The sequence below is a fragment of the Streptomyces sp. NPDC093795 genome (assembly GCF_044764665.1).
Classification (GTDB): Bacteria; Actinomycetota; Actinomycetes; order Streptomycetales; family Streptomycetaceae; genus Streptomyces.
This window is the reverse complement of record NZ_JBIWIO010000004.1, coordinates 462,629-478,005: the sequence shown is the minus strand read 5'-3', so window position 1 is coordinate 478,005 and position 15,377 is coordinate 462,629. Positions and strand designations below refer to the sequence as shown.

14 protein-coding genes are annotated in these 15,377 nt (G+C 73.2%); 9 read left to right on the top strand and 5 right to left on the bottom strand.

Annotated features, from left to right (window positions below; genetic code table 11):
* Positions 1 to 75 precede the first annotated feature (75 nt).
* Positions 76 to 952 (bottom strand): IS5 family transposase gene (locus ACIRB7_RS14330; protein WP_403597237.1). Its coding sequence is split into 2 segments (ribosomal slippage): positions 76 to 369 and positions 371 to 952, totalling 876 coding nucleotides; the frame shifts between segments, so codons are not numbered across the junction.
* Between the two features lie 379 nt (positions 953 to 1,331).
* On the opposite strand from ACIRB7_RS14330, the gene panD reads away from it, so the two are divergent.
* The 4 genes from panD (at position 1,332) to ACIRB7_RS14310 (ending at position 4,691) form a co-directional block, all read left to right on the top strand.
* Complete coding sequence (panD, locus tag ACIRB7_RS14325; RefSeq protein WP_403597234.1) at positions 1,332 to 1,769, top strand: aspartate 1-decarboxylase; 438 nt, start codon at positions 1,332 to 1,334, stop codon at positions 1,767 to 1,769.
* A 28-nt stretch (positions 1,770 to 1,797) separates the two neighbouring features.
* Complete coding sequence (locus ACIRB7_RS14320) at positions 1,798 to 2,142, top strand: GNAT family N-acetyltransferase (RefSeq protein ID WP_403597231.1); 345 nt, start codon at positions 1,798 to 1,800, stop codon at positions 2,140 to 2,142.
* The gene (locus tag ACIRB7_RS14315) at positions 2,136 to 2,828 is read left to right on the top strand and encodes an arylsulfatase (protein ID WP_403597228.1); all 693 of its coding nucleotides are present in this window, start codon (positions 2,136 to 2,138) and stop codon (positions 2,826 to 2,828) included. Before ACIRB7_RS14320 ends, ACIRB7_RS14315 begins: the two co-directional genes overlap by 7 nt.
* Before the next feature lie 393 nt (positions 2,829 to 3,221).
* Positions 3,222 to 4,691 (top strand): transglycosylase family protein, encoded by a 1,470-nt coding sequence (locus tag ACIRB7_RS14310; protein WP_403597225.1) that lies wholly within the window; start codon positions 3,222 to 3,224, stop codon positions 4,689 to 4,691.
* Here ACIRB7_RS14310 and ACIRB7_RS14305 read toward each other — a convergent pair.
* Positions 4,572 to 5,555 carry a DMT family transporter gene (locus ACIRB7_RS14305; RefSeq protein ID WP_403597222.1) on the bottom strand — a complete coding sequence of 328 codons (984 nt, stop codon included), beginning with the start codon at positions 5,553 to 5,555 and terminating at the stop codon, positions 4,572 to 4,574. The two genes, ACIRB7_RS14310 and ACIRB7_RS14305, sit on opposite strands and share 120 nt — an antisense overlap.
* A gap of 389 nt (positions 5,556 to 5,944) precedes the next feature.
* Here ACIRB7_RS14305 and ACIRB7_RS14300 point away from each other — a divergent pair, with 389 nt between their 5' ends.
* The 3 genes from ACIRB7_RS14300 to ACIRB7_RS14290 all read left to right on the top strand — a co-directional run bounded on the left by ACIRB7_RS14300 (position 5,945) and on the right by ACIRB7_RS14290 (position 8,670).
* Positions 5,945 to 6,658: a (2Fe-2S)-binding protein gene (locus ACIRB7_RS14300; protein WP_403597220.1), complete on the top strand. Its 714-nt coding sequence runs from the start codon at positions 5,945 to 5,947 to the stop codon at positions 6,656 to 6,658.
* Positions 6,659 to 6,736: 78 nt separating this feature from the next.
* The gene (locus ACIRB7_RS14295) at positions 6,737 to 8,221 is read left to right on the top strand and encodes an SDR family NAD(P)-dependent oxidoreductase (RefSeq protein ID WP_403597217.1); all 1,485 of its coding nucleotides are present in this window, start codon (positions 6,737 to 6,739) and stop codon (positions 8,219 to 8,221) included.
* Between the two features lie 278 nt (positions 8,222 to 8,499).
* Positions 8,500 to 8,670, top strand: a complete 171-nt coding sequence (locus ACIRB7_RS14290; protein ID WP_198942251.1) for a hypothetical protein — start codon at positions 8,500 to 8,502, stop codon at positions 8,668 to 8,670.
* 57 nt (positions 8,671 to 8,727) lie between these two features.
* On the opposite strand, the gene ACIRB7_RS14285 is transcribed toward ACIRB7_RS14290, so the two are convergent.
* From ACIRB7_RS14285 to ACIRB7_RS14275, 3 genes are read right to left on the bottom strand one after another with little or no spacing between them, the layout of a single operon-like run.
* Positions 8,728 to 10,155: a lipase maturation factor family protein gene (locus ACIRB7_RS14285; protein WP_403597214.1), complete on the bottom strand. Its 1,428-nt coding sequence runs from the start codon at positions 10,153 to 10,155 to the stop codon at positions 8,728 to 8,730.
* Between the two features lie 22 nt (positions 10,156 to 10,177).
* Complete coding sequence (locus tag ACIRB7_RS14280) at positions 10,178 to 10,729, bottom strand: DUF1990 family protein (RefSeq protein ID WP_403597211.1); 552 nt, start codon at positions 10,727 to 10,729, stop codon at positions 10,178 to 10,180.
* Positions 10,726 to 11,604, bottom strand: coding sequence for a YndJ family protein (locus tag ACIRB7_RS14275; protein ID WP_403597703.1), 879 nt, complete (start codon positions 11,602 to 11,604; stop codon positions 10,726 to 10,728). Before ACIRB7_RS14275 ends, ACIRB7_RS14280 begins: the two co-directional genes overlap by 4 nt.
* Positions 11,605 to 11,967: 363 nt before the next feature.
* On the opposite strand from ACIRB7_RS14275, the gene ACIRB7_RS14270 reads away from it, so the two are divergent.
* Positions 11,968 to 13,206 (top strand): DUF6777 domain-containing protein, encoded by a 1,239-nt coding sequence (locus tag ACIRB7_RS14270; protein WP_403597208.1) that lies wholly within the window; start codon positions 11,968 to 11,970, stop codon positions 13,204 to 13,206.
* A gap of 49 nt (positions 13,207 to 13,255) precedes the next feature.
* Positions 13,256 to 15,355: a SpoIIE family protein phosphatase gene (locus ACIRB7_RS14265; protein ID WP_403597205.1), complete on the top strand. Its 2,100-nt coding sequence runs from the start codon at positions 13,256 to 13,258 to the stop codon at positions 15,353 to 15,355.
* Positions 15,356 to 15,377: the final 22 nt, after the last annotated feature.

Below are 15,377 nucleotides of genomic sequence, written 5' to 3'. Positions count from 1 at the left end.
ACCTTTCGTCTTTGTCCTCTACGGCAGCGATCTGTCGGAGATGTGGAACGTGGATCCACCATGCGACGGGGAGGGTCACAGCCACTCGTTGACGGCTGCGACGAGGACGGTCGCCTCGTATCGGACGGCGAGCTTGTCGTATCGCGTGGCGACAGTACGGTGCCTCTTGAGGCGGTTGGTCCCGCACTCGACCGCGTGACGCTCGCGGTAGTCGACTGGGTCGAAACGCGGTGGCCGGCCACCGCGGGAGCCGAGCTTCTGGCGGTTGCGCGCCTGATCGGCCTTGTCCGGGATGGTGCAGCGGATCCCACGGTGACGCAGGTAGGCGCGGATTCTGCGGGAGGCGTACGCCTTGTCCGCCCGCACGTGTTTCGGGACGAACACGTGGTCGGCCCGGCCCGAGGCGGGGCACACGGACCTTCTCCAGCACCGGTTCGAACTGCGGTGAGTCCCCGCGCTGTCCGGCGGTCACCGCGATCGACATGGGTTTCTGGCCCTGCTCGACAGTCAGGTGCAGCTTGGTGGTGAACCCGCCGCGCGACCGGCCCAACCCGTGGTCCTCCGGCTCGGTGAAGATGCCGCCCGGTGGTTCCTTCTGAAGGTCACCTCGCATGCGGGCCCCGGCCGCATGCTGATGGGCACGACAGACCGTGGAGTCGACGCTCAGGTCCCACGTGATCGCGCCTCTCGCGTCGGCCAGGGACTGGAGCCGGGTCAGGATCCGGTGCCAGGTGCCGTTTCGCTGCCACCGGCGGAACAGGTCGTAGACCCGGCCCCCCGGCCCGTACTCGACGGGCACGTCCCGCCACGGAACACCGGTCCGGACCCGAAATCGTATGCCGTCGATCAACTGCCGCCGAGACCAGACAGGCGGCCTCCCCATCTTGGTGCCCTTCGGCAACAGCGGCTCCGACACCGCCCACTGCTCGTTCGTGAGATCTCCCCGACCCATGGACCGTGATCATCCGCAACCCAAGATCCACTTTCGATACACGGCCTAGGTCGCCGCGCCGTTTCGAGGGTCCCTGCGATGGCGGGGCCCTGGCGGGTGCAGGGAGCGGGAGTCGTCGCCGATCCGTCGGGGTGACGGTGATCACGGGGGCTCGTGGGCGATAGCTGCGTAGGCTTGTGAAGTCGTCGTGGTGGGTCCTGAGGGCGGGTGAAGCTCCCCGGCACTGCCTGATGATGCGTCAGGGAAGTCAGCAAGTGGTCAGCATGAGTCCTGAAAAACCTGGGGACAGCTGCCTGGACTTGCGACTCGTTGTAAGGTGTGGAAACAGCCCTTGACCTGCAAAAACGCAGGCAGGGAGCCTATGTCCAGGAGTACTTCGATGCTACGAACGATATTCAAGTCCAAGATCCACCGCGCGACCGTGACCCAGGCGGACCTGCACTACGTGGGTTCGGTCACCGTCGACGCGGATCTGATGGAGGCGGCCGACCTCCTTCCCGGTGAGCTGGTGCACATCGTCGACATCGACAACGGGGCCCGGCTCGAGACCTACGTCATCGAGGGCGAGCGCGGCTCCGGAGTCATCGGGATCAACGGCGCCGCCGCGCACCTCGTGCACCCCGGTGACCTCGTCATCCTCATCAGTTACGCGCAGGTCGAGGACGCGGAGGCCCGGACGTTCGTTCCGCGCGTCGTGCACGTCGACGGCGACAACCGCATCGTCGAGCTCGGGGCCGACGCGTCCGCCCCGGTCCCCGGTAGCGACACGGTGCGCGCGCCGCACGCCGTCCCCGCGCCCGTATCCGTACAGAGCTGATCCGTCCGAGTCGAGGGAGAGCCGCCGCGTGGCCGAGCTGAAGATCCGTGACGACCGGGCGAACGGGCGCCTGGAGGCGTTCGAGGGCGATGCCTTCGTCGGGGTCGTCGTCTACTTCGTCCTGGACGCCGAACCCCACGCCCTCGTGGCCGTGCACACGGTCGTCGAGGAGGGCAACGAGGGCAAGGGGATCGCGGGAGCGCTCGTGCGCGAGTTCTACACGATCGCCGCCGACGAGGGCGTTCCCGTCGTGCCGCTCTGCCCGTACGCCGCCAAGTGGGCCGAGCGGCACCCCGACGAGGCCCCGGTCCCTCCGGCCGAGGTGGTCCGCGCGGCGAAGCTCCAGCTGAAGGCCACCCCGGAGCTGTGGTGACCCCGGCCGGCACCCTGGCCCTGCTGCACACCTCGCCGGTCCACGTCCCCGTCTTCGACGGGCTGCGGGACCTGCACCACCCCGGGCTCGCCCTGCGCCACCTCGTCGACGAGGAGTTGCTCGTACGGGCCCGGGAGGCGGGGCCCGAGGCGGTCGCCGGGTCCGTGGCGGCCGTGCTCGCGGCGGCCGTCGAGGACGGCGCCGACGCCGTCCTCTGCACCTGCTCCACGATCGGTGCGGTCGCCGAGCGGCAGGCGGGCCGCCTCGGCGTGCCCGTGCTCCGCGTGGACCGGCCGATGGCCGCCGAGGCCGCCCGCTTCCCCCGGATCATCGTGGTGGCCGCCCTGCGCTCCACCGTGGAGCCCACCGTCGCCCTCATCGCGGAGGAGTCCGGACCGAAGGCCTCGCTCATCGCCACCGCGGTGGTCGACGAGGCCTGGGAGTTGTTCGAGGCGGGGGACCGGGACGGCTACCTCGACGCCGTGGCGGCGGCCGTGGACCGCGCGCCGTGGACCGGGACGGACGACAGTGTCGTCGTGCTCGCCCAGGCGTCCATGGCGGACGCCGTCGATCGGATGACCACCCGGCGGCCCGTCCTGGCCAGCCCTCGTCCGGGCCTTGCCGCGGCGGCCGCGGCGGTGGCCGCCGCGCGGACCGCCACAGCCGGGGACCGCGACGCGCGCTGACCCGAAGGAGGGGACCCGGCGGGCGTGGCGGGGCCGGTCGGGCCACCCTGGAGACGGACGAACCCGTCGACAGAGAGGCCCGTCATGACCCATCCCCCCTACCCCGGCGGCCCGCCCCCCTCTCCGGTCCCGCCGCCCGTGCCCCCGCCGGTACCGCCGCCCGTGCCCCCGCCGAACCCGGTCCCGGTGCCTCCGAGCCCCGAGCCCGGCCCGGCTCCTCAGCCCGGCGGACCCGTACCGGAACCGGAGCCTCAGCCCCAGCCGGGCCCCGCCGGCCGGCGTCCGGCGTCAACACGAAGGTGACGAAAGGAGCTTGAGCTTTCGCGTATCCCTTGTCACGGAGCGTGCGCCACCCCTAACTTGGGCGGCTGCTGCTGTGTTCAAGGGGGGCCCATGGCCGTACGCGGACGTCACCGCCGCCACCAGCCGAGCCGGATCAACCGTGCCTCGCTCACCGTTACCGCGGGAGGCGCCGGAATGGCGCTGCCGCTCATCGGGGCGGGCGCGGTGCAGGCCGCCTCGCTCGATGTCTGGGAGAAGGTCGCGGCCTGCGAGTCCAGCTCCAACTGGCGGATCAACACGGGCAACGGCTACTTCGGCGGGCTCCAGTTCAGCCAGTCCACCTGGGAGCGGTACGGCGGCACGCACTACGCGCCGCGCGCCGACCTCGCCTCCAAGGACCAGCAGATCGCCATCGCCGAGCGCGTTCTGAAGGGCCAGGGGCCCGGGGCCTGGCCGTCCTGCGCGCCCCGCGCGGGCCTCGCCCGCGGCGGGGACGCGCCGGACCTCACCCCCGGCGCTACGACCACGAAGGCGGCGGGCGGCGGGAACGAGGTGAGGACCGCCTCCCTGCCGGGCCAGCGCGCCTTACCCGAGCAGCCCGCGAGGAACGTCGGCCCCACCGCCGTGCCGACCGTCCGCGAGATGTACACGGTCACACCCGGCGACTCCCTGTCGAAGATCGCCCGCGAGGAGCGGCTCCAGGGCGGCTGGCAGCGGCTGTACGCGACCAACCGGCCCGTCGTCGGCGACGACCCCGACCTCATCCACCCGGGCCAGCGTCTGACGCTGCGCATCGCCGCGCCGAGGACCGCCGCGCCGCAGGCCCCGACCCTGCCTCGGACCACGCCCCCGAGGAAGTCCGCGGCTCCGAAGCCCCCCGCGGCCACGACGCCGCCGGCGAAGCCCGCCACGCAGGTCCCGGTACCCCGCACCCGGCCCGTCGCCCAGTCGGCGACGAAGCCGGTCACGAAGCCGGTCGCGAAGCCCGTGACCAGGCCCGCCGCGAAGCCTGCGTCGGGACCGACCGCGAAGCCGAGTGCCAAGCCCGCGGCCAAGCCGAGTGTGAAGCCCAGCGCCAGGCCCGCGGCGAAGCCCGTCACCAGGCCCGCCGCGAAGCCGAGTGCCAAGCCCAGCGCGAAGCCCGCCTCCCGGCCGCGGCCCCCCGCGGCGCAGGAGGACCGCTACTCCGCCCCGATCTCCGCCGGTATCGGCACCCGCTACGGCACCCGCGGCTCCTCCTGGTCCAGCGGCTACCACACCGGTGTCGACTTCCCCGTGCCCACCGGCACCTCGGTCAAGGCCGTGGCCGCCGGACGGATCGTCTCCGCCGGGTGGGGTGGCGCGTACGGCTACCAGATCGTGCTCCGCCACGACGACGGCCGCTACAGCCAGTACGCCCACCTCTCCGCGCTCACCGTCCGCGAGGGCCAGCGGGTCCACGCGGGTCAGCGCATCGGGCGCTCAGGATCGACCGGCAACAGCTCGGGACCGCACCTCCACTTCGAGGTGCGGACGGGTCCCGGGTACGGCTCCGACATCGACCCCCTGGCCTACCTCAGGGCCCGGGGCGTCACCCTCTGAACCCTTCGAACCCTCTGACTCCGTCGGCGAATCGGCCGGCACCGTCATCCGGTCCAGCGTGAGCTGGACCAGGCCGCTCGCGGCGACCGCGCCGCAGATCAGCGCGGCGACGGTGCCCGCCGTGCCGTAGCGGAAGCTCTCGCCGAACAGCGTCAGGCCCACGGCGGCGGCGACCACCGGGTTGACCACCGTGACGGTGGCCAGCGGGGCGGCGAGCCCGGCGCCCCGGTACGAGGCCTGGGAGAGGAGCAGGCCCGTCACCGCGAAGGCCGAGAGGACCAGCAGACCGGTCCATTCGGCGAGCGGCGCGCCGGAGGTCCACACCTCCGCGACCGCCTTCGTGAAGACCGAGGCCATACCGAAGGAGACACCCGCCGCCGCGGCGAGGACCACACTGCGCAGCACCGACCTGCCCACCAGGTGCGCGGCCATGAACAGGAGGCCCACCAGGCCGAGGGTGCAGACCGTGAGCAGCCACCGGTCCCCGTCGGCCAGGGACCGTGCCTCGGCGCCGCTGGTGAGGCTGAGCAGCCCGGCCAGGCCCACCGTCGCCATCAGGGCGCCGCGCCAGGCCCGCCGGCCGGCCCTGCGGCCGACGAAGAGGGCCGCCATGGGCAGCGCGAACACGATCGTGAGGGCCCCCAGCGGCTGCACCAGGCTGAGCGGTCCGTACGCGAGGGCCGCGACGTGCAGAGTCGCGCCGACGCCGTTGAGCAGGACGGACCCCCACCAGGCGCGGCTGCGCAGCGGCGCGTAGCGCGGCCCGGTGGCGGAGGCCGCGACCCGCTCCTGCACGATCGCCGCGGCCGCGTAGGCGACCGCCGAGACCAGGGCCAGGAGGACGGACAGCAGGAGGGGACTCATGCCTTCCACGATCCTCCTTCCCGGCCGATCGCGTCGTCGTACCAGGGGACGTCTTCGGGGATACCGCCGACGCAGTACGAGGCCGCCGCGTACGCCTGGAGACGTACGCCACCGCAGGTCGGAACGGGTGCAAAGGGTCCTTTTCGAGCCGTGTCGGGCGTCTGTCCGAGGGCGGTTACGGTGGGCGTGAATCGTCACGCCGGAACCGAGCCGACGGGCCCGGACCAGACCGGCGGGACCGGACCGACCGGGCCGGCGGGACCGTACCGGACCGGCGGGACCGGACCGACCGGGCCGACCGGACCGGACCGACCGGGCCGGCCGGACCAGACCGACCGGAGGCCGGACCAGACCGGACCGCGCCGGAACCGAACCAGGGGGGACCTCGGATGGATCTAGTCGAGAGCGGATCGGTGGGCGGATTCTTCGCCCTGCGAACCTCCCCGCCGGAGAGCGGCGGCGCGCACCGCCCGCTCGCCCTGCTGTACGCGGGGGAGGACGGCCCCCTCCACGCGCGCGTGGACCGGGTCGCCGCCCGGCTCGGCGCCCCCGAGCGGCGCGTCGGGGCCTCCGTCGCCCACCTCGGGCTCGCGGCCCGGCTCTGGTCCACCGCCCTCGGCCCTGCCGCCCTCCACGGCCGCTTCCCGGACCTCGCCCCCGCCGAGCTGTACTGGGACGGGGCACTGACCTCCCCCGACGACCTGTGGTGGGCCGGCTCCGCGACCCGCCCCGCCACCGTGGACGAGCTCAGGGCGGCCGTCCAGGAGGCCCACCTGGTGCCGCTGCACGCGGCACTGCGCCGCGACGGGCGCGTCTCGCCGCGCCTGCTCTGGGGCAACGCGGGCTCCGCCCTCGCCGGGGCCCTGCGCGAACTGACCCGCTGGGCGGCCGCCCGCGGCCGCCCGGACGTGGCCGAACGGGCCGCCGCACTGGTCTCCGGGCTCCTCGACCACCCCGACCTCGACGGCACGGTCCGCGGCCCCCGGCTGCGCCGCGCCAGTTGCTGTCTCTACTACCGCTGCCCCGGCGCGGGACTGTGCGGCGACTGTGTCTTCGACCACGCCCCCCGAACGGGTTTGGAGGCGCGGCCCCCCGCTCCGTAAAGTTGCCCTTTCGAAAGCCCACGAACGGCGGCACGCCCGCGAACGGCGACGCACGAGCGAACGAGGAACCCGAAGGCCATGACGGTGACCGAAGAAACCCAGGACTACGGGCCGGGCGTCGACCCCGAGCGCCTGGCCGTCTGCCTCAGCGTCCTCGACGAGCTCGACAAGCTGGACGTCGACCACCCGGACGCGATCCTCGTCCGGCGCGCCACCGCCGGGATCTACCGGACCGTGAAGCAGCGCCGCCGCCAGGAGCGCAGGGCCGCCAAGACCGCCAACGACAAGGCGGTCACCGAGGCGACCGCGACGGGTTCCGCGCAGCGCATCGACGACGAGACCGAGGGCATCCTGCCCTCCTCCGTCACCGAGGAGGGCCGGATCGCCGGGATACTCCAGCGCCCGCGCTCCTGCTACGTGTGCAAGACGCGCTTCGTCGAGGTCGACTACTTCTACCACCAGCTCTGCCAGGGATGCGCCGCCCAGAACCGGGCCAAGCGCGAGGCCCGCGCCGACCTCTCCGGCAAGCGCGCCCTGCTCACCGGCGGCCGGGCCAAGATCGGCATGTACATCGCGCTGCGGCTGCTGCGCGACGGCGCCCACACCACCATCACCACCCGCTTCCCCAAGGACGCCATCCGCCGCTTCAAGGCGATGGACGACTCCGCGGACTGGATGCACCGTCTGGAGGTCGTCGGCATCGACCTGCGCGACCCCGCCCAGGCGGTGGCCCTCGCCGACCAGATGGCCGCGGCCGGGCCGCTGGACATCCTCATCAACAACGCGACGCAGACCGTGCGCCGACTGCCGTCCGCGTACGCCGCCCTGGTCGACGGCGAGAGCGCGCCGCTGCCGGCCGGTGAGCTTCCCGCCCATCACGTCATCGGCGCGTTCAACTCCGGCGCGGTCGGCGAGCTGGTGGGCGGCGCGTCGCTGCCCGCGGGGGTGAGCGGCCTCGACGCGCAGCAGGTCGCGGACCTCGCGCTCGTCGCGGGCAACGCCAGCATCGCCCGGCATCTCGACGGCACCGCCATCGACGCGGGTGGCCTGGTGCCGGACGTCGTCGAGAGCAACACCTGGGTGCAGAGCATCGAGCAGATCTCCCCCGTGGAGCTGCTCGAAACGCAGCTGTGCAACTACACGGCGCCGTTCATCCTGATCAGCGCGTTGCGGCCGGTGATGGCAGAGGCCGCGAAGAAGGCGGCCAGCGGTCGTTCCTACGTGGTGAACGTGTCCGCGATGGAGGGTGTCTTCAGCCGCGGCTACAAGGGCGCGGGACACCCGAACACCAATGCCGCGAAGGCCGCGATGAACATGGTGACGCGGACCAGCGGTCAGGAGATGTTCGAGACCGACGGCATCCTCATGACCTCCGTCGACACCGGTTGGATCACCGACGAGCGCCCGCACTTCGACAAGCTGCGCCTCGCCGAGGAGGGCTTCCACGCCCCGCTGGACCTGGTCGACGGCGCGGCCCGCGTGTACGACCCGATCGTGCGCGGCGAGGAGGGCGAGGACCTCTACGGCTGCTTCCTCAAGGACTACGCCCGCGCCAACTGGTAGGAAGCGGTTCCCGCCGTCCTGACAAGAGCGCCCCACCGGCCGGTGGGGCGCTCTTTCGGTTCACTTCACCCGATCGCGTCACACTTTGGAGCCCGGTAGAGCGCGGACGCGCTCATTTGGTTACTCTGATGTTCACGGTCGGCCACCGGGGATACACACCATCCTCACGGTCGACCAGGGACAGGCCTTCCACCAAGGCCGCGGTCCCGCCCGACGAACGGCGCCACCGCGACCGACCGGCACTTGTCCTACAGGTACGCGACACAGAGGAGTGCGCGGTGACACCCGAACTGACGAAGCAGGAACCGCGACCGGCCGAACGCAACGACCGGCCACGCAAGAACGGCGAGCTGGGGAGCCTCGAAGTGTGGGCCCACGCGGCCCCGATCCGACTCGCGGGCTACGAGGACGACCTCGCGGAGCCCCACATCCTGCCCGGCATCGACTGAGCCCCTGCTTCACCTCCCGGTGCCCCCGGCCGTTCGCGGCCGGGGGCACCGGCGCGTTCACCCGGGCCTGTGTGCCCGCTCCCGCAGCCGGGTCGGCGGCAGGTACTCCCGTACGAGCGTCCGGTGCCACCAGGCCCCGGTCTCACGGAGCTCGCGCCAGGTCGTGTAGCGGTAGCGGTACAGCCGGGCGCGGACGAAGGCCGGCGGGGCCTCGGGGAAGGGGTTGTGGGCCAGCAGCCGCAGGGTGTCCCGGTCGCCGTCGAGCAGCCGTTCCACGAACGGACCGAACCACGCGCGCGCGTACCCGGGGCTGAGCGCCGCGAACCACATCAGCCAGTCGAGCCGCAGGTGGTACGGGGCGAACTGCCGGGGCAGCCGGCGCGGATCACCGGGCTTGCCCTTGAAGCCGTACTCCCGCCACTCCGTGCCCGGGTGCGGTGCCGGGTCGTCGGTGCCCTCGACGACGATCTCGTCCCGGACCCGGCCGACCGTGCCGAACGCTCCGTACGTGTTGACCAGGTGGAACGGGTCGTACGAGCGGTTCATCGCCTGGTGCCGGGAGAGCAGGTTCCGCGCCGGGCGGTAGCTCCGTACCAGGACGAAGACGGTCACCGCGACGACCAGCACCACGTACCAGAGCGGCGGATCCGGCTGCGGGTGGTCGCCGGTGAGCGGGGAGGCATCCACGGCGGAGAGGGCGATCACGATGGTGATCCAGTTCAGCCAGGCGAAGTTGCCGGAGAGCACCAGCCACAGCTGGGTCGCGATCATCAGGCCGGCCGCGATCGTGGCGACCGGCTGCGGGGTGAAGAGCAGGAACGGCACGAACAGCTGGACGACGTGGTTGGCCGCCACCTCGACCCGGTGCAGGGGGCGCGGCAGATGGTGGAAGAACCAGCTCAGCGGGCCGGGCATCGGCTGGGTCTCGTGGTGGTGGTAGAGGCAGGTCAGGTCGCGCCAGCAGCGGTCGCCGCGGATCTTGATGAGCCCGGCGCCGAACTCGACCCGGAAGAGCAGCCAGAGCAGCAGGAACAGGACGAGGACGGGTGGTCCCGTGTCGTCGTTGCCGAGGAAGACAGCCAGGAACCCGGTCTCCAGGAGGAGCGACTCCCAGCCGAAGGAGTACCAGGTCTGGCCCACGTTCACGATCGACAGGTAGAGGCCCCAGAGCAGCAGCCACAGCAGCATCGACACCGGCAGGGGCACCGCGTCCCCGGCGCCCGCCACGAGCGCGAGGGCGAGCGCGGCGCCGGTCCAGGCGACGGTCGCGAAGAGACGGTCGGAGTAGCGCCAGTGGAAGAGCGAGGGGGTCTGCCGGGGCCGGGTCGCGCGCACGTACTCCGGTACGGGGAGCATGCCGCGCTCCCCGATCAGCGCCCGGAACTGGAGGGCGGCCGACAGGAACGCGACGCAGTACAGCCCGGCGAGGCCCCGCTGGAAGACGATCCGGCTCAGCCAGTGCTCGGGTGCGGTGAACCACTCCATCGCTTCCAGTATCGGCCCCGGATCACGTCCTGACGAGACGCCGGAGGGTCCGGCCCAGGTGACGCGCGTACGCGTGCTGGAGCGGTGGGACCAGCGGGCCGCCGAGCCGGGTGTACCAGGCGGCGGGGCGGCTGAAGGCGGTGACAGTGAACCGGACCGTGCCGTCGGGGTCGAGGTCGACCATGAAGGACTCCTCGCCGCATTCCGGATGCCCGGTGAGGGTGCCGTAGGCGAAGCCGATGCGGTCCTTCTCGTACGCCGTCCAGATCACCGTGCAAGGGACGCGGATGCGCAAAGGACCGATGCCCGCCGACACCTCGACGGCGGTGCCCGGTCCGGCGCGGTCGGCGTCGGCGACGACACGCGCGCCGGTGGCGCGGTGCATCCGCCAGGTGGTGACGGCGGCGCCCGCGGCCTCGAAGGCCGCGCGGCCGTGTCCGACGGCCTCGGTGTGCCGGAGGTGGTGGTAGCCCTCGGGGAGCGCCGCCGGGGTGCGGGTGGCGCCGACCTCGGGGTAGGTGAGGGCCGGGCGGGGGCGCTCGCGCCGGGACAGGCTGTTCAGGAGGCGGGTCATGCCGGAAGCTCCGTTCGCGGGCGGGTCGTGGGGGAGGGGGCGGAGGGGGCGCCGCGGTCCGGGGTGAGGCGGCGGCGGGCGAGCAGCGCGCAGACGGTGAAGCCGAGAGCGTTGCCCAGGCCGTGGGTCGCGGCCGTCCAGGTCAGGTCGAGGTGAGGCAGTCCGGTGGCCTCGCCGACGGCCCAGCTCAGGGCGAGCAGCATGGTGACGAAGAGGACCAGGGCGGAGACGGCGAGCAGCGCGCGGGTGAGGCGGTCGGCCGCGGTCTCGCGGCGCTCGCGCAGGGTCAGTACGGCGACCGTGGTCATGCCGGCCGTCAGGACGACGGCCCCGGCGAGTTCGGCCCAGTCGTCGATGAAGTAGCCGAGCAGGACGAGCAGGGTGCCGGCGGGGACGCTGAGCGCGGCGAAGCGGGCGGCGGGGCCGTCGCAGACGCGGCAGAGGAGCCCGGCGACCAGGGCGGCGGCGAAGCCCGCGAAATGGAAGTGCGGGACGGTCAGCGCGAGGATGTCCAGGCCGAAGCCGAACAGCGGGTACGAGGCCCGCTCGGCGACGAGCGCGAGACCGGCGACGGACGGGGCGACCAGGGCGGTGAGGACGGCGACCTCGCCGGGCCGCAGGGAGCGGGTCAGGAACAGGCGGGCCGGGGCCTGGAGCGCGAGCGCCAGGGTGGCGAGGGCGTAGACGGCGGCGAGCGCGGTCGCGAGTCCGGAGCGGGGCAGCCACAGGGAGAGCGCCCCGGGGACCGCGAACAGCGGCCAGGCGCGCCGGAGCGGGTCCCACCCCGGGGGCCGGGGGCCGTCGAGGAGGGCGAGCCCGGTCGGGACCACCCAGAGCATGCCGATGGTCACGACCGTACCCACGAGGACCGACAGTGCGGTCATGTGCCACCACCCGACTTGAACGTGTTCAACTGGCGAGTCCGAGCGTAGAGCCTTTCTTGAACACGTTCAAGTGGGTGGTCGTGGCGGGAGACCCGGTCGGCCGCCCTCCGCTTGCGGCGGTCCGTGCACTGCGACAGACATGAGGGACTGGCCGGAACCGGGCGCCGTGGCCCGGGGGAGAGAAAGCGGGAGAACCAGGTGCGCTCAGCCCCCTGCCGGACGTGGCGGACCCCCACAGCTCCCCAGGCGACCCCCGAGGCGGCGACCCCGGGCGCTGCGACGCTGGGGGCTGCGCCCCCCGCCGCCGCGTCCCCGGGCGCCGCGACCTCCCGGGCCGCCGCGCCCCGGAGCGCCGTGCCCCAGACCGCCGCGACCCCCCGCGCCATGACGCCCCGGGCCGCCGCGACCCCGGCCCTCGCCGCAGTCGTCGCCTCCCTGCTCCTCACCGGCTGCTCCGCGGCATGGGAAGGCGCGCGCGGCGGAGCCGAACCTGCCGCCGCCGGTTCGGCGCACGACGTCTTCCTCCAGCCGCTCGCCGCGCAGGGCCCCGACCCCTTCACCGCGTCGACCGCCCGGGTCACCGCGCGGTCGTCCTCCCGGGGCCCGGAGCCCGACCCCGGGGCCGAACGGGTCCGCGAGGTCACCGGCTCCACCCCCGGGCTCTACGGCGGCACGCGCGCGGAGGGCAGCTGCGACGTCGAACAGCAGGTCTCCCACCTCGCCGCCGACCAGAACAGGACACGCGCCTTCGCCGAAGCCGCCGGCATCCCCGAGACCAACGTCGGCGACTGGCTGCGCGGGCTCACCCCGGTCGTACTCCGCGCGGACACCCGGGTCACCAACCACGGCTACCGCCAGGGCAAGGCCGACGCCTACCAGTCCGTCCTGCAGACCGGCACCGCGGTCCTCGTCGACCAGTACGGCGCACCGCGCGTCCGCTGCGCCTGCGGCAACCCGCTGCGCACGCCGACCAAGGCCACCGGCGGCGTCCACAAGGGCGACCCCTGGGACGGCTTCGACCCCGACCGCGTGATCGTCGTCCGGCCGACGACCACCGTCGTCACCAGTCTGGTCATCGTCAACGCAGCCGACCGCAGCTGGATCGAGCGGCGCACCGGCAGTGACGGGGACGCGGACCGCAAGCCCGCCGTGGAACCGGACTGCGACCCCGACGAGTGCCGCCTGACCGACTCCGGCGCGCCCGACCCGGCCACCCCCGACCCCAGCGCCCCGGACCCGGCATCCCCTGAGGCTCCTTCCCGGGAGGCCGTCCCTCCGGCTCCGGAGAGCCCCGCCAGCCCCGACGCCTCGGGAACCGGTGGTACGGACACGGCGCCGAGCCCCGCGGACCCCGACCCGTACCCCGTACCCGACACGGAGCCGTACCCCGACCCGAACGCCGAGCCCGACGCGCAGCCCTACCCCGACCCGTACACCGACCCCGACACGGAACCCTTCCCCGACCCGAACGCCGAGCCGCCGGGCGAGCCGCCCCCCGTGCCCGACGGCGAGCTTCCCGACGGCGAGCTGCCGCCCGAGGACCTCTTCCCGACCGACCCGGTCCCGGAGCAGCCGGAGACCTACGAAGGGTGAAACGGATCTTCATGGTGCGCACGGGCGGGGCTGCGCCTAGCGTGGCCCCATGAACGCGGTCAGCGGGGGCGGGGAGGCGGTCGAGCGGCTCCGCCGTGCGGAGGAGGGGCGGACCGCCGGGGCTACCGCCGGAGCCGACATCCTGGCCGCCTACGGCTCGGCCTTCCGCATGGGCGGCTTCGACTGGGACCTCGTCGCCGGCACGATGGTCATGGACGAGGCGGCCCTCGACGTCTTCGACATGGACCGCGCCGACTACGACGACCGCCCCGAGACGCTCGGCTCACGGGTCCTGCCGGACGAGGGCCGCCGACTCGACACCCTGGTCGCCCAGGCGCTCAAGGACGGCAGCGAGCAGTACGGCGCGTACTTCCGCATCCGCCGCCGCGACGGCGGCCACCAGTGGACCCACACCCAGGGACTCGTCCACCGCGACGACACCGGCCGCCCCGTGCGCATCGTCGGCGTCGTCCGCGACGCCACCCACGAACTCACCGAGTCCGCCGCCCGGCTCGGGCTCGACGAGGGACGGCGCCGACGTGCCGGCGTCGTGGAGGGCACCACCGCGGCCCTCGCCTACGCGCGGACCGTGCAGGACGTCATCGACCTGCTCAACGACTCCCACGCGCTCGAACACTTCGGCGCCGCGAGCCTCGTCATGGGCCTCCTCGAATCCGGCCGCATCCATCTCGTCGCCGAAGGACCCGACGGCGCCTTCGTGCCGGGCACCCGCTTCACCCGGGTGGACGAGCCGTACCCGATGAGCGAGGTGATCCGCACCCTGCGCCCCCGGTTCATCGACTCCGCAGGGGACTTCGCCCGCTCCTTCCCGGTGCTCTGGCCCCACATCAGCGGACTCGGCATCACCGCCGCCGCCTATCTGCCGCTCATCGCCCAGGCCCGGCCCATCGGCGCGCTCGGGCTGCTCTACAGCGACAAGACCGGCTTCAGCGAGGACGAGCGGACCCTGCTCGTCGCCCTCGGCAGCAGCATCGCCCAGAGCCTCCAGCGGGCCATGCTCTACGAGCAGGAGCACGACCTCGCCGAGGGCCTCCAGCAGGCGATGCTGCCGCGCCGGATCCCCGAGGTGCCCGGCGCCCAGACCGCGGTCCGCTACCGTTCGGCCCGCCTCGGCCGGGACATCGGCGGCGACTGGTACGACATCATCCCGCTGCCCGGCGGGCGGGTCGGCGCCGTCATCGGAGACGTACAGGGGCACGACACCCACGCGGCGGCCGTCATGGGCCAGCTGCGGATCGTGCTGCGCGCGTACGCCGCCGAGGGACACACCCCGGCGACGGTGATGGCCCGCGCCTCCGTCTTCCTGCACGAGCTGGACACCGATCGCTTCGCGACCTGCACGTACGCGGAGGTCGACCTCGGCACCGGGGTCGTCCAGGTGGTCCGCGCCGGCCATGTCGACCCGCTGCTCAGGGAGATCGACGGCAGCAGCCGCAGGCTCCCGGTGGAGGGCGGGCTGCCGCTCGGCCTGTCCGCGGAGTTCGGCCGGCTCGACTATCCCGTGACCGCCCTGGAACTGGACCCCGGACAGACCCTGATGCTCTACACCGACGGCCTGGTCGAGAAGCCAGGCGCCGACCTCGACGAGGGCCTCCAGTGGCTCTCCTCGCTCGTCCGGCGCGGGCCCGCCGACCTCCAGGAACTCGCCGATCACCTGTGCGAGGTGGTCGCCGACCGGGGTGGCGAGGACGACGTCGCGATCCTGCTGCTCCGGCGCCACGGCGCGGCCGGCGCCCAGGGAGCCGGCCGGTTCCGGCAGCACGTGGCCCAGAACGACCCGGAGGCGCTGAGCTCGGCCCGGCACATGATCAGGGCCGCCGTACGGGCCTGGGGGGCGGGGGAGCGCGCGGACGAGATCGAGCTGGTCGCCGACGAGTTGATGACCAACGCGCTGATGCACACCGACGGCGGGGCGATCGTGACCCTGCGGGTCCTCGGCGGACCCGGGCGACGGCTCCGGGTGGAGGTGGAGGACCGTTCGAGCGCGCTGCCCCGGCGCCGCGAGGCGGGGGAGGCGGGCGTGTCCGGGCGCGGCCTCTTCCTGGTCGACCAGCTCTCCGACGTCTGGGGGGTGGAGTCGCGGGGCGGCGGCAAGTGTGTGTGGTGCGAGTTCGCCTTGGAGGACTGAGACTGTTAACCGAGCGTGAACT

Bases quoted from the DNA above. Each gene is read 5' to 3' on its own strand.
- panD (WP_403597234.1), top strand. From the start codon at position 1,332: ATGCTACGAACGATATTCAAGTCCAAGATCCACCGCGCGACCGTGACC.
- ACIRB7_RS14310 (WP_403597225.1), top strand. From the start codon at position 3,222: ATGGCCGTACGCGGACGTCACCGCCGCCACCAGCCGAGCCGGATCAAC.
- ACIRB7_RS14305 (WP_403597222.1), bottom strand. From the start codon at position 5,555: ATGAGTCCCCTCCTGCTGTCCGTCCTCCTGGCCCTGGTCTCGGCGGTC.
- ACIRB7_RS14300 (WP_403597220.1), top strand. From the start codon at position 5,945: ATGGATCTAGTCGAGAGCGGATCGGTGGGCGGATTCTTCGCCCTGCGA.
- ACIRB7_RS14295 (WP_403597217.1), top strand. From the start codon at position 6,737: ATGACGGTGACCGAAGAAACCCAGGACTACGGGCCGGGCGTCGACCCC.
- ACIRB7_RS14285 (WP_403597214.1), bottom strand. From the start codon at position 10,155: ATGGAGTGGTTCACCGCACCCGAGCACTGGCTGAGCCGGATCGTCTTC.
- ACIRB7_RS14280 (WP_403597211.1), bottom strand. From the start codon at position 10,729: ATGACCCGCCTCCTGAACAGCCTGTCCCGGCGCGAGCGCCCCCGCCCG.
- ACIRB7_RS14265 (WP_403597205.1), top strand. From the start codon at position 13,256: ATGAACGCGGTCAGCGGGGGCGGGGAGGCGGTCGAGCGGCTCCGCCGT.